At 67.4% G+C, this 13438-nt stretch carries 8 protein-coding genes and 4 pseudogenes; 3 read left to right on the forward strand and 9 right to left on the reverse strand.

Translation table 11 applies throughout. The annotated features are described in order from the left end of the window. Positions 1-33: 33 nt before the first annotated feature. From ilvC to QQK29_RS01645, 8 genes and pseudogenes are all read right to left on the reverse strand, one after another. Positions 34-1059, reverse strand: a complete 1026-nt coding sequence (ilvC, locus tag QQK29_RS01610; RefSeq protein ID WP_284297239.1) for a ketol-acid reductoisomerase — start codon at positions 1057-1059, stop codon at positions 34-36. A gap of 98 nt (positions 1060-1157) precedes the next feature. Then, a pseudogene (ilvN, locus tag QQK29_RS01615) lies at positions 1158-1666 on the reverse strand (acetolactate synthase small subunit). 6 nt (positions 1667-1672) lie between these two features. Further along, positions 1673-3509: pseudogene (locus QQK29_RS01620) on the reverse strand (acetolactate synthase large subunit). Positions 3510-3720: 211 nt separating this feature from the next. After that, the gene (locus QQK29_RS01625) at positions 3721-3855 is read right to left on the reverse strand and encodes a PIN domain-containing protein (protein ID WP_284297240.1); all 135 of its coding nucleotides are present in this window, start codon (positions 3853-3855) and stop codon (positions 3721-3723) included. A 284-nt stretch (positions 3856-4139) separates the two neighbouring features. Next, complete coding sequence (locus QQK29_RS01630) at positions 4140-4391, reverse strand: type II toxin-antitoxin system Phd/YefM family antitoxin (protein ID WP_284297243.1); 252 nt, start codon at positions 4389-4391, stop codon at positions 4140-4142. 54 nt (positions 4392-4445) lie between these two features. Then, the gene (gene ilvD, locus QQK29_RS01635) at positions 4446-6173 is read right to left on the reverse strand and encodes a dihydroxy-acid dehydratase (RefSeq protein WP_284297245.1); all 1728 of its coding nucleotides are present in this window, start codon (positions 6171-6173) and stop codon (positions 4446-4448) included. A 46-nt stretch (positions 6174-6219) separates the two neighbouring features. Continuing rightward, entirely contained in the window at positions 6220-7005 is a 786-nt protein-coding gene (gene otsB / locus QQK29_RS01640; RefSeq protein WP_284297247.1) for a trehalose-phosphatase, read from the reverse strand. Then, a pseudogene (locus QQK29_RS01645) lies at positions 7002-8486 on the reverse strand (alpha,alpha-trehalose-phosphate synthase (UDP-forming)). The gene otsB and the pseudogene QQK29_RS01645 overlap by 4 nt, the downstream one beginning before the upstream one ends. A 90-nt stretch (positions 8487-8576) precedes the next feature. On the opposite strand from QQK29_RS01645, the gene QQK29_RS01650 reads away from it, so the two are divergent. Further along, the gene (locus QQK29_RS01650; RefSeq protein ID WP_284297249.1) at positions 8577-9464 is read left to right on the forward strand and encodes a sugar phosphate isomerase/epimerase family protein; all 888 of its coding nucleotides are present in this window, start codon (positions 8577-8579) and stop codon (positions 9462-9464) included. 30 nt (positions 9465-9494) lie between these two features. Here QQK29_RS01650 and QQK29_RS01655 read toward each other — a convergent pair. Beyond that, positions 9495-9925: pseudogene (locus QQK29_RS01655) on the reverse strand (integrase core domain-containing protein); the annotation flags it as partial. Between the two features lie 1113 nt (positions 9926-11038). Here QQK29_RS01655 and QQK29_RS01660 point away from each other — a divergent pair. Together QQK29_RS01660 and QQK29_RS01665 are read left to right on the forward strand one after the other, a co-directional pair. Beyond that, a complete protein-coding gene (locus tag QQK29_RS01660; RefSeq protein WP_284297251.1) occupies positions 11039-12076 on the forward strand; it encodes a hypothetical protein in 1038 nt (345 codons plus the stop codon). 63 nt (positions 12077-12139) lie between these two features. Then, positions 12140-13407, forward strand: a protein-coding gene (locus QQK29_RS01665; protein WP_431308642.1) for an IS3 family transposase whose coding sequence is annotated in 2 segments (ribosomal slippage) — positions 12140-12449 and positions 12449-13407 — 1269 coding nt in all. Because the reading frame shifts where the segments join, the coding sequence is not laid out codon by codon here. Positions 13408-13438 lie beyond the last annotated feature (31 nt).

The following is a 13438-nucleotide window of genomic DNA, read 5'->3' on the forward strand; positions in this document are numbered from 1 at the left end:
GGCTCCAGCTGCGCCAGGATCAGCGGCGGGCCGCTAGCGCGCAGCGCTGCCCTCCGTGTAGCCCTCGTCCTGCTGCTTCCAGGCGAAGAGGGCGCGCAGCTCCTTGCCCGTCTTCTCGATCGGGTGGCCGGCCTCCTTCTCGCGCAGCTCGAGGAACTCCTTCGCGCCGTTGTCCTGGTCGGCGATGAAGCGCTTCGCGAACGCACCCGACTGGATGTCGGCGAGCACGGCCTGCATGTTCTCCTTCACGTGCGGGTCGATGACGCGCGGGCCCGAGACGTAGTCGCCGTACTCGGCTGTGTCGGAGATCGACCAGCGCTGCTTGGCGATCCCGCCCTCCCACATGAGGTCGACGATGAGCTTGAGCTCGTGCAGCACCTCGAAGTAGGCGATCTCGGGCTGGTAGCCCGCCTCGGTCAGGGTCTCGAAGCCGTACTGCACGAGGTGGCTCATGCCACCGCAGAGCACGGCCTGCTCGCCGAACAGGTCGGTCTCGGTCTCTTCCGTGAAGGTCGTCTTGATGACACCCGCGCGGGTGCCGCCGATGGCCTTCGCGTACGACTTGGCGGTCTCCCACGCGCTGCCCGAGGCATCCACCTCGACCGCGATGATGTCGGGGATGCCGCGGCCCGCGACGTACTCGCGGCGCACGGTGTGGCCCGGGGCCTTCGGGGCGACGAGGATCACGTCGACACCCTCGGGTGCCTCGATGTAGCCGAAGCGGATGTTGAAGCCGTGCGCGAAGGCGAGCGTCTTGCCCTCGGTGAGACGGTCCTTGATCGAGTCGGCGTAGATGCCGCGCTGGTGCTGGTCGGGCGCGAGGATCATGATCAGGTCGGCCCACTCGGTCGCGTCGGCGACCGACTTGACCTCGAAGCCGTCCTCCTGGGCCTTCGGCGCCGACTTCGAGCCGTCCTTGAGGGCGATGACGACCTCGACACCCGAGTCGCGCAGGTTCTGGGCGTGGGCGTGACCCTGCGAGCCGTAGCCCACGATCGCCACCTTCTTGCCCTGGATGATCGACAGGTCGGCGTCCTTGTCGTAGAAGATCTCAGCCATTTCGTTCCTTCGTTCTATTGGGGTTTCGATACGCCGCTTCGCGGCTACTCAACCAGCGGTGGGTTGCGCTCCGCGGCACGACGGAGCGGGGTGTTCGGTCAGCTCTTGTGGACTCGTTCGGTGATGCTCTTGCCGCCGCGGCCGATCGCAAGCAGGCCCGACTGGGCGATCTCGCGGATGCCGTAGGGCTCGAGCACGCGCAGCAGCGCCTGCACCTTGCCCGAGTCGCCCGTGACCTCGATCACGAGCGCATCCGGAGACACGTCGACGACGCGCGCCCGGAACAGGTTGACCGCCTCGAGGATCTGGCTGCGGGTCGTGTTGTCGACGCGCACCTTGATGAGCAGATGCTCGCGGTACACGGATGCGTCGGGGTCGAGCTCGACGATCTTGATGACGTTGACGAGCTTGTTGAGCTGCTTGGTCACCTGCTCGAGCGGCAGCTGGTCGACTTCGGCGACGACCGTGATGCGGCTGAGGCCGGGCACCTCGGTCGGGCCCACCGCGAGCGAGTTGATGTTGAAGCCGCGGCGAGCGAAGAGCCCCGCCACCCGCGTGAGCAGACCGGGCTTGTCCTCGACGAGGAGGAGAGCACGTGGTGCGACATGTCCGTTTACTCCTCTTCCCAGGCGGGCGCGTGATCGCGCGCGTACTGAACCTGCGAGTTGCCGACCCCTGCGGCACCATGGGCCACACCATCGCATCCCGGCTCACGACGAAGTCGATCACGACGGGACGATCGTTCGTCTCGATCGCGAGCTTGATGGCGTCGTCGATCTCGTCCTTCTTCGTGACGCGGATGCCGAGGGCGCCGTACGCCTCGGCGAGCTTCACGAAGTCGGGAACCATCCGCGTGGTGTTCTCGCCGTCGAGCGCGCCCGTGTCGAGATCGGTGAAGGAGTGCCGACCGTCGTAGAACAGGGTCTGCCACTGGCGCACCATGCCGAGCGAGGAGTTGTTGATGATCGCGACCTTGATCGGGATGTCGTTGATCGTGCAGGTGGCGAGCTCCTGGTTGGTCATCTGGAAGCAGCCGTCACCGTCGATCGCCCACACGAGCCGGTCGGGCTGGGCAACCTTGGCTCCCATGGCGGCGGGCACCGCGTATCCCATGGTGCCGGCGCCGCCCGAGTTGAGCCACGCGTGCGGCCGCTCGTAGCCGATGAACTGTGCAGCCCACATCTGGTGCTGCCCGACGCCGGCGGCGTAGACCGCTTCGGGACCGGAGAGCTCGCCGATGCGCTGGATGACGTACTGCGGCGAGAGCAGTCCGTCCTCGGGCTCGGTGTACCCCAGCGGGTAGTTGATGCGCAGCTGCTCGAGTCGCGCCCACCATTCGGCGACGTCGGGAGTGGCGTCCAGTTGGCGGAACGCGTCGATGAGGTCGACGATCACCTCGCGGGCATCGCCCACGATCGGCACGTCGGCGTGGCGGATCTTGCCGATCTCGGCCGGGTCGACATCCACGTGCACGACCTTCGCGTGCGGCGCGAAGTCGGCGACCTTGCCCGTGACGCGGTCGTCGAAGCGTGCGCCGAGCGACACGATGAGGTCGGACTCCTGCAGGGCGAGCACCGCGGGCACCGCGCCGTGCATGCCCGGCATGCCGAGGTGCTGGCGGTGCGAGTCGGGGAACGCGCCGCGTGCCATGAGCGTCGTGACGACCGGCGCGCCCGTGAGCTCGGCGAGCTCGAGCAGTTCGGCCGAGGCACCCGAGCGCACCACGCCGCCGCCGACGTAGAGCACGGGTTGCTTGGCGTTCGCGATGAGCTCGGCGGCCGAGAGGATCTGCTTGCCGTGTGCCTTGGTGACCGGCCGGTAGCCGGGCAGGTCGAGCTTCGGCGGCCAGACGAAGGGCGCCGAGTTCTGCTGCGCATCCTTCGTGATGTCGACGAGCACGGGGCCGGGACGCCCGGTCGTGGCGATGTGCACGGCGGCCGCGATCGTGGCCGGCACCTGGGACGGGTCGGTCACGAGGAAGGAGTGCTTGGTGATGGGCATCGTGATGCCCGTGATGTCGACCTCCTGGAACGCGTCGGTTCCCATCGAGGTGGAGAACACCTGACCGGTGATCGCGAGCAGCGGCACCGAGTCCATGTATGCATCCGCGATCGCCGTGACGAGGTTGGTGGCCCCGGGGCCCGAGGTGGCGATGCAGACGCCGAGGCGCCCGGATGAGGCGGCGTACCCCTCGGCCGCGTGGCCGGCGCCCTGCTCGTGTCGCACGAGGATGTGGCGGATGGCGGTGGAGGCCATGAGCTCGTCGTAGAAGGGCATGATGGCCCCGCCCGGCAGGCCGAAGACGTCGGTGATGCCGAGCTTCTCGAGGCTCGCGAGAACCTGTGCAGAGCCGTTCAGGATGGGGGCGCGTCGCGTTTCCCGGGAGCGGGAGCGGGCGACGCGCCGTCGGGCGCCGGAGAGGCCGGCGCAGGAATTGCAGGCGCAGTCATGAAACGTTCCTCAATGGTGGGAGTCAGTGGGAATCAGGGGGATGCGCGCGAATGACGTCGTCGCCCTGATCAGAATGCCGCCGTCCGCTCGTAGTGCGGTCGACGCCCACGCCAGGACTGGTTGTGCCACCCGGGTGTCTATCGTCACGCAACTCTAGCCGATGTCGGATGCCACTTCCGTTCGCGGCCCGGATGCGCACGGCGGCGGGACTCAGACGCGCGTGATCATCGCCTTGGTGTCGAGGCCCGGCTGGATCGACGGGAGTCCCATCTGCATCGCGGCCTCGATCATCCGCTCGTCATAGCTGATGAGCGTGTCCGCCTCGACGCGGATCGCGGCCGCCACGTGGAGCGCGTCGAGGAGCGCAGCGCGCGGCCGGGAATGAGGCCTGCGGCACGCCACTCCCAGTCGGGGACCTCGTAGAGCTCGAAGTGGCCGAGAACCGCGGTCGCGCGATCCTGGGCCAGTTCTTGCTGCCACGCGACACGACGCAGTTCTGTTTCGAGCAGCAACGACGAGACGGGTTCGATGGCGGCATCGTCAACCCAGCGACGCACATCCTCGCTTTCCCGCTCCTCGATCAGGAGCTTTGCGACCGCGGAGGTGTCGAAGTAACAGCGGTTCATCCGTCACACCCGATCCGCTCGCAACGCGTCGAGGATCTCCTGCACGCTCTGCGTGCCCCGGTGCAACGGCGGCCACACCGCGTCAGCGCTGCGCGGACGGTACGGTCGTGGCTTCGGTCGCGCCGCGTTCCGCGGAATGAGCTCGGCGACCTCGACCCCGTCGTTCGTGATGATGAACGACTCACCCGCCGCGACGGCGCGCAGCACCTCACCACTGCGGTTGCGCATCTCCCGCTGGCTGATCACCCGCGTCATGCGGCGAGCGTAGCACGCGTAGCACGCTGCGGTCGGCGGATCGCGTGGCCCGGCTCAGCCGGTGACGGCGCCCTCTGCGGCCGAGCGCACGAGCTTCGAGTACTTCGCGAGCACGCCGCGCGTGTAGCGCGGAGGCAGCGGCTCCCAGCCCACACGGCGGGCTGCGAGCTCGGTCTCGTCCACGAGCAGCTCGATCGATCGGGCGGCGATGTCGACCCGGATGCGGTCGCCGTCGCGCACGAACGCGATCGGTCCGGCATCCACCGCCTCCGGCGCGATGTGGCCGATGCACAGCCCCGTCGTACCACCCGAGAAGCGGCCGTCGGTGAGCAGCAGCACGTCCTTGCCGAGCCCGGCACCCTTGATGGCGGCCGTGATGGCGAGCATCTCCCGCATGCCGGGGCCGCCCTTCGGGCCCTCGTAGCGGATGACCACGACCTCGCCGTGCTGGATGGTGCCCTCGGTGAGCGCGTCGAGCGCCTCGCGCTCGCGCTCGAACACTCGCGCCGGGCCCTCGAAGGTCGCGGCGTCGAAGCCCGCGGTCTTCACGACGGCACCCTCGGGCGCCATCGAACCCTTGAGGATCGTGAGCCCGCCGGTCGCGTGGATGGGGTTGTCGAGCGGGCGCAGCACATCGCCGTCGAGCGGCGGGATCGGCCCGATGTCGGCGAGGTTCTCGGCGAGGGTCTTGCCGGTGACGGTGAGCGCGTCGCCGTGCATGAGGCCCGCCTCGAGCAGCGCCTTCATGAGCACCGGCAGTCCGCCGCGACGGTCGACGTCGTTCATGACGTAGCGGCCGAAAGGCTTGAGGTCGCCGATGTGCGGCACCTTCGAGCCGATGCGGTTGAAGTCGTCGAGGGTCAGCTCGACCTCGGCCTCATGCGCGATCGCGAGCAGGTGCAGCACGATGTTGGTCGAACCGCCGAGCGCCATGCCGACCGCGATGGCGTTCTCGAACGCCTTCTTGGTGAGGATCTGGCGCGCCGTGATGCCCTTCTCCAGCAGCTTCACGACGGCCTCACCCGAGCGGTGGGCGTAGTAGTCGCGGCGGCGGTCGTAGCTGGGCGGGCTCGCCGATCCGGGGATCGACAGGCCGAGCGCCTCGGCCACCGAGGCCATCGTGTTCGCCGTGTACATGCCGCCACAGGCACCCTCGCCGGGCGCGAAGGCGCACTCGATCGCGTGGGCATCCGCTTCCGACATGATCCCGGCCTTGACGCCGCCGACCGCTTCGAAGGAGTCGATGATCGTGATGTCCTTCTCGGTTCCGTCCGACAGGCGCACCCACCCGGGAGCGATCGAGCCGGCGTAGAGGAACACGGATGCCAGGTCGAGCCTCGCAGCCGCCATGAGCATGCCGGGGATCGACTTGTCGCATCCCGCCAGCAGCACGGAACCGTCGAGGCGCTCGGCCTGCATGACGGTCTCGACGCTGTCGGCGATGACCTCACGGCTCACGAGCGAGAAGTGCATGCCCTCATGGCCCATCGAGATGCCGTCGGAGACCGAAACGGTGCCGAACTGCAGCGGGTAGCCGCCACCCGCGTGCACGCCCTCCTTGGCCGCCTGCGCGAGCCGCGCGAGCGAGAGGTTGCAGGGCGTGATCTCGTTCCACGAGCTCGCGATGCCGATCTGCGACTTGTTCCAGTCGGCATCTCCCATGCCGACCGCGCGGAGCATGCCGCGGGAGGTCGTCGCCTCGATGCCGTCGGTGACGGTGCGCGAGCGGGGCTTGTGGTCGATGGCGGGCGCAGAAGTACCCGAGGAAGTGCTGTCCGGCATGCGATCGAGGTTACTCCCGGGCGCATGCCCCCGCCGACGCACCCGCTCAGGAGGCGGGCCGCTCGCGGAAGTCTGCGAGCGCCGCGAGCGCCTGGGCGACCTCGGGCGGCCCCGGCACGCGGAACGCGGCGAGCGTCTCTCCTGGGCCCGACTTCAGTCCGAGGTCGCCGGGTTGCAGCGCCGCGAAGGCGTCTTCGTCGGTGACGTCGTCGCCCGCGAAGAGCACGGCATCCGCCGCGGTGTACCGCCGCAGGTGCTCGACCGCCTCGCCCTTCGTTGTCGAGCGCACGGCGAACTCGAGCACGTTCTTGCCCTCGCGGATGGTGAGGTCGTCGAGCTCGGCGGTCGCCTCGCGCAGCGCCACGAGGTGGGCCAGGCGCGAGTTCTCTTCGGTGGCGAGACGCGTGTGCAGGGCGAAGCCGGCGGGCTTCGTCTCGAGCCACACGTCGTCGATCGTGTCGGCGACCTGGCTGAGCACCTCCTGCAGCACGTCGACACGCTCGAGCTCGGCGGTGTCGAGGGCGATCCGGGCCGCGGGATCGTCGAGGCGCAACTCGATGCCGTGCGAGCCCACGAGCAGCACGTCGTCGGGCACCTGCGCCACGTGGATGAGCGAGCGCAGCGCGCGCCCGCTCACGAGGGCGACGCGGGTGCCGGCCGTCGCACGCAACCGCAGCACGGCATCCCGTGCCGCCGGCAGCGCCCGCGCGTTCTCGGGCGAGTCGACCTCGGGTGCGAGGGTGCCGTCGAAGTCGAGCGCGACCAGCAGGCGGCGCACACGGGAGAGCTCGTCGAGCGCGGCGACGAGCGGCTCGGGCAGCGAGGTGGTCACCGCGACGGCGGCCTCTCGACGGTCCACTCGACATCTCCCGGGAGCCCCGAGCCGCCCCACGCGGCGCGCGAGCGGCGCGCCTGGCGCAGCGTGGTGAGGAAGGAGTCCGACCACTTGGCGACGTCGTTCTCGGCCACCCGCTTGCGCAACGACCGCATCCGCTTACGCCGCTCGTGCCGCGGCATGTCGATGGCACGCAGGATGGCATCCTTCACGCCGTCGATGTCGTGCGGGTTCACGAGCAGCGCGGCTCGCAGCTCGTCGGAGGCGCCCGTGAACTCGGAGAGGATGAGCACCCCTCCTCGTCGGCGCGTGCGGCGACGTACTCCTTGGCGACGAGGTTCATGCCGTCGCGCAGGGCCGTGACGAGCATGACGTCCGCCGCGAGGTAGAGGGCGGCCATCTCTTCGCGCGGGAAGCCGTGGTGCAGGTAGGCGACGGCCTGGTGACTGATCGTGCCGTAGTCGCCATTGATGCGCCCGACGGCGAGCTCGATCTCGTCGCGGAGCTGGCGGTAGCTCTCGACGCGTTCGCGCGACGGGGTGGCGACCTGCACGAGCATGACGTCCTCGACCGAGAGGCGCTTCTCGGCGAGCAGCTCGCCGAAGGCCTTCAGCCGGTGGGTGATGCCCTTCGTGTAGTCGAGCCGGTCGACGCCCAGCATGAGGGTCTTCGGGTTGCCGAGATCGGCGCGGATCTGGCGCGCCCGCTCCTGCACGTCGGGGCGGGCGGCGAGCTCCTGGAAGCCGGCGACATCGATCGAGATCGGGAACGCCTTCGCGATCACGCGCCGCGCCTCGTTCTCCTCGGTGGGCGGAACCTCGATGTAGGGCGCCTTCGTCGTGTACCCGCGCAACCGCCGCACGGCACGCGAGAAGTTGCCGGCATCCGCGACCCGCTGGAAGCCCACGACGTCGGCGCCGAGCAGCCCGTCGATGATCTGCCGACGCCAGGGCAGTTGCGAGAAGAGTCCGTAGGCGGGGAACGGGATGTGGTTGAAGAAGCCGATCAGCAGGTCGGGGCGCTGCTCCTCAGCATCTGCGGCACGAGCTGCAGCTGGTAGTCCTGCACCCACACCGTCGCGCCCGGTGCGCTCACGCGGCTCACGGCCTCGGCGAAGCGGCGGTTGACCTGGCGGTAGCGGTCCCACCAGACGCGGTGGTAGCTCGGCTGCGCGATGACGTCGTGGTAGAGCGGCCACAGGGTGTCGTTGCTGAAGCCCTCGTAGTAGAGCTGCAGATCCGACTCCGACAGCGGAACGGGCACGATCTGGATGCCCTCGTTGTCGAACGGCTCGAGTTCGAGATCGGGCAGGCCCGCCCAGCCCACCCACGCGCCGTCGGCAGAGCGCATGACGGGTTCGAGCGCCGTGACGAGCCCCCGGGCGACTGGTTCCAGCTCGCGTTTCCTTCCGCGTCGACGACGCGGTCGACCGGGAGACGGTTGGACACGACGACGAAGCTGTAGCTCTCGTCGGGCATGCCTCAACGGTACACGTCGGGCCACCTCCCCGGTTTGGGGGTTGCTGGGAGGTCGCGCACGACCGGGGCTCGGCGACTAGCGTGGAGAGCATGATCTCCGTCGGCATGAGCACGACGTGCGTCTATCCCTTCGCGGTCGAGCACGCCTTCCGGATCGCGCGAATGGCCGGATTCGACTCCATGGAGATCATGGTCACCAATGATCCGGTGACCCAGGATGCCGCCAAGCTCCGCGAGATCAGCGAACGGTACTCGATGCCGATCTCGACGATTCACGCCCCCGTACTGTTGCTGACGACGTTCGTGTGGGGGCGCGACCCGCAGGTCAAGCTCGAGAAGTCGGGTGAGCTCGCCGCCGAACTCGGAGCCGACACCGTGGTCGTGCATCCGCCGTTCCGCTGGCAGTCGGGCTATGCGCAGAACTTCGAGCGCATCGTGCGCGAGACATCCGCGAAGACGGGCGTCGACATCGCGGTCGAGAACATGTTCCCGTGGACGGTGCGCGGCCGCGCCATGAAGGCCTACGCCCCCTCCCCCGATCCGCTCGACCTCGACGTCGACTGGATGACCCTCGACTTCTCGCACGCCTCGCTCTCGGGCCGCGACAGCCTGCAGATGGCGATGGAGATGGGGCCGAAGCTCAAGCACATCCATCTGTGCGATGGGCGCACCTCGGCTGCCGACGGGGCGATCCTCGACGAGCACCTGCTCCCGGGCGAGGGCACCCAGCCGGTCGCCGAGACGCTGCAGTACCTCGCGCAGAGCGGATGGGATGGCAACGTCGTCGCCGAGGTGAACGTACGCCAGGAGAAGGACGAGCAGTACCGGCTCGACAAGCTCGTGCAGACGGTCGCCTTCGCGCGCGAGCACCTCTCGCAGGAGCACGCGACGCGCGAGCCGCTGGGGCTCGGGCGGGCCGAGCTGCCGCTCAAGATCCGCCAGCACCGGCGCGCCGTGAAGAAGGCCGCGAAGGGTTAGGGCGGTCGCCCTCTCCCCACCGGCCTCCCGCTAGGTGTACTTCCCCGTGACGTTGTGAACGCGTTCTGAGGGGTCTTGCCGCCGATGCCGGTGTGGGGTCTGTGGTGATTGTAGTGATACAGCCAGGTGTCGTATGCGGCGGCTCGCTCGGCTTCGCTGGCGTATGGCTTCGCGTAGGCCCATTCGGCGGCGAGGGTCCTGTTGAACCGTTCGACTTTCCCGTTGGTCTGCGGGCGATGCGGCTTGGTCCATTTGTGCTTGACGTTCTCGCCGAGCGCGGCGGCGAAGGCGTGCGACCGATAGCAGGCGCCGTTGTCTGTCATCACCGCGGTCACCGTGATCCCGAGGCCGGCGAAGAACGCATTCGCTCGTTCCCAGAACGCGGCGGCGGTCTCCTTGCGTTCGTCGTCGAGGATCTCGGAGTACGCGACCCGCGAGTTGTCGTCGACGGCGTGGTGCAGGCGCCTACCTCACCCGTTCACAACCTGCCGGGGAAGTACAGCTAGCCTCCTCGCCAGCCAGTCGCAGCCACCCCGCGCCACCGCCGCCCACCCCGCCCTGTCGAAAATGCAGGAGTCTTCAGAGGCGATGCCCGGATTCTCGGGCGCGGGTCGGCCCACGTCGGCGGGTTCTCCTGCATTTTCGACACAGGAGGGGTGGCGGTCGGGGAGCGCGGCGGGTGGAGGCCCCGCCGAGCGGCGAGAAGCTGCTGATCGAGGCGAAGGGTCCTGTCAGTGGGTGGCTCGACGCCGTCACCGAGACGTTGCAACCCAGCAAGGCTCGTACCCCGAATGAACCTCCTGGTCCCCCGAATCGCCGACTATCACGTTCCGGGGCACGCATGGTTTTATGTGACATCCACGAAGTTCGAGAGAAGCTCGCGAGGCAAGTGATCGATCAAGAATCAGAGCCCGGGAGACCTCGACCGCGAGGTCGGGCCACACAAGGGAGCGAGTCGGTCGCCTTGACCTGGGCTCGAGTCGCAGTATTTGCAGGCGTTGCGCTGGCTGTGCTGGCCGCGGTAATCGTGCTTCCGGCTGCCTACGCCAATCGAAACCCGGACTACTCCTGCAGCGTCGACGTGCTGGCGAACGCGAATGTCGATGCCCTGGGTGTCGATCCCGACTCACTTTACGTCCGGGGAACTTGGAGTTGGTGGCCAGTTGGCCTTACCTGCGAACTCCGCGGACTTGACGGCGATCTCATAGTCATCGGCCCCGACCCGGACTACTCCGCACTGCTGATTGTGGGCATGCTCGGTGCCGCTGGCGCCACATCAGGCGCACTCGTCGGTCGTCGGCTCGCGAGCCGCATAGAGGGAAATCGTCCGCCGGCTGGCGACGCAGAAATGGGGGAGACGTGAATCGGACAAGAAGCAAGGTGACTCGGATCGTCGGGTCAGTGGTCGTAACATTCCTTGCCGTCACGCTGGGAACTTCCCCTCCTGGGCCGACGACGAACAACCTCTATCCCAGGCGCCGGGGCCGGGCGACACAACCACCTCCACTATCCCCTTCAGCGTCCCAGTCAGCTTCAGCGCGGCCGTCGCGGAGGCGGCAACGTACCCAGACGCGGTGGTGGCGATTCGTTACGACAATCCGGAAATGACGGGTGAGTACTCGTTCGGGTCCGGAGTCACACCTGCCGCCTTCGAGGCGGATTTTCTTGCGCAGTACGGAACCACTCCGGCTGCCACAGCACTGATCGTGGAGACGATCCTGCCTGAGCCCGAAGACAGCCAAGCGCTGGCCGCTCGAGGCAACATCACTCACCGTGAAATCACGGTTGACGCTCCGGCCTTTGTGCCGCCGCCGGCGGTCTTCGATGAAACAGTGGAGGCGCTCTTCTCGCCTCAGACCAGCACAATTCCAACCTCAAGGGTGCAGACGTCGTTGCCTGGGCCGCCGACTGATTGGCGCGTCTCGCAAGCGCAATACGAGATCACCGACTACACGAGCAACCGCGTCTCGTTCGTTAGCAGTTTCTGGTGGCTGGGGCCGAACGCGCCCAATAAGGTCCCGGCCGGATTCGGGGTGGAGTTCGAGGTCAACATGTACGGCAGCTATAACGTCGGTTCTCGCCCGAACTGTCGGCAGGTCGCAATTCCCGGCACGATGGACCCCGAATACAAGAAGCGACAGGCTGCCGTGAACGAGAACTGGAATTGGCGCGTCATCCGCCCCGACGGGCTCACCGCCCCGAGTTCGCTCGGTGCATACGCCGACTACAATGACCTATCGGATGACTGTCGGCGATCCTCTTTTGCGATTGGCTTGCGCTATCCCCAGAACATCCAGTACGTGAATGGCGCATATGGCGTGCTCATCGTCATCGATGCGCCAAAGGGGTACTCCGCGATGAGCGAAGTAGGCGCCGTCAATCAAGTAGTTAGTGACAGTTTTTGTGCCACAACTCTCGGATATCTCATGTCGCTGACGGACTGCATGGGTGTGTCGGCTGGTGTATGGCTGTCAATATATGGCCCGAAGGCGCAAACGACGCTGAATATCGCGAACCACGAATTCCTCGCGCCTAGAAAGTGCTGGCTAACGGACTTCACGCAGCACATCGACGGTGACGTGTACGACAACACGGCATGGGCGTGCCCGTAACGCCGCTGAAATGGACAGCACCAGCCCGATTGAGCGGCAGTCGCTCGGTGAATCGCCCTGGGTTTGGTTCCGCTTCTTGTTGGAGGATGGATCGTGCCCCGTCAGTACCCGCCGGAGTTTCGGCAGCGCGCGTTGCGGCTGCTCGAGGAGGCTCTGCCCGATTATGAGTCCGAGTTCGAAGCGATCCGTCAGGTCGCGACCAAGCTCGGTGTCAGCACTGAGGCGTTGCGGAAGTGGCGTCGAGCGTCCGAGATCGACTCTGGTGCGCGCCCGGGGATGACCTCGGTGGAGCATGCCGAGTTGAAGCGGTTGAAGAAGGAGAATGCCGAGTTGCGGCGGGCGAACGAGATTCTGAAGGCTGCGTCGGCGTTTTTCGCTGCGGAACTCGACCGCCCCACGACGAGATGATCGCTTTCATCGACACGATGAAGCATCGTTTCGGGGTCGAGGCCATCTGCCGCGTGTTGGGCGCGACGGAAAGTGGGTTCATCACCGCCCGCGGCTATCGCGCCGCGAAGTCCCGCCCGCCCTCGGCGCGACGGCTCTCGGACGAGCTGCTCGGCGCCGAGACCGCCCGATTGCACGAGGCGAACTACGGCGTCTACGGAGTCCGCAAGATGCACCACGTCATTCTCCGGCAGGGGTGGGCGCTCGGGCGGGATCAGACCGGACGGATCATGCGTGGTCTCGGTCTTGCTGGGGTGCGCCAGTCGAAGAAGGTGTTCACCACCCGCCCCGCTCCCGCCGGCTCACGGCCGACCGATCTCGTCGAGCGGCGGTTCCTCGCCGATGCACCCAGACGGCTCTGGGTCGCGGACATCACCTATGTCCGCACCTGGTCCGGGTTCGCCTACGTCGCGTTCGTGACCGACGTGTTCTCCCGCCGCATCGTCGGGTTCAACGTCGCGTCCACCCTGAAGGCCGACATCCTGCCGCTTCAGGCGCTTGACATGGCGGCGTTCGCCGCCGGCGGCGATCTGACCGGGCTGACGCATCACTCGGATCACGGGTCGAACTACATGGCGATGGTCTACACCGACCGGATTCTCGAACTCGGCGCCAAACCCTCGACCGGCAGCGTCGGCGACTCCTACGACAACGCTCTCGCAGAGGCCATCAACGGTCGCTACAAGGCCGAGCTCATCCGGCGCCGGGGACCCTGGCGCACGGTCGAGCAGGTCGAGCTCGCGACCCTCGAGTGGGTCTGGTGGTGGAACAACGAGCGCCTCCACGGCGAGCTCGACTACCGCACTCCCGCAGAGGTCGAGGCCGCCCACTACGCTGACCTCGAATCACCCCGCCTGGCAACCGCCAGCCACGGAAAACCCTAGGAACGAAACCCAGGGCGCTTCACCAGCATGC

Origin of the sequence: Homoserinibacter gongjuensis, assembly GCF_030161875.1 — a bacterium.
In the GTDB taxonomy this organism is placed as follows: Bacteria; Actinomycetota; Actinomycetes; order Actinomycetales; family Microbacteriaceae; genus Homoserinibacter; species Homoserinibacter gongjuensis.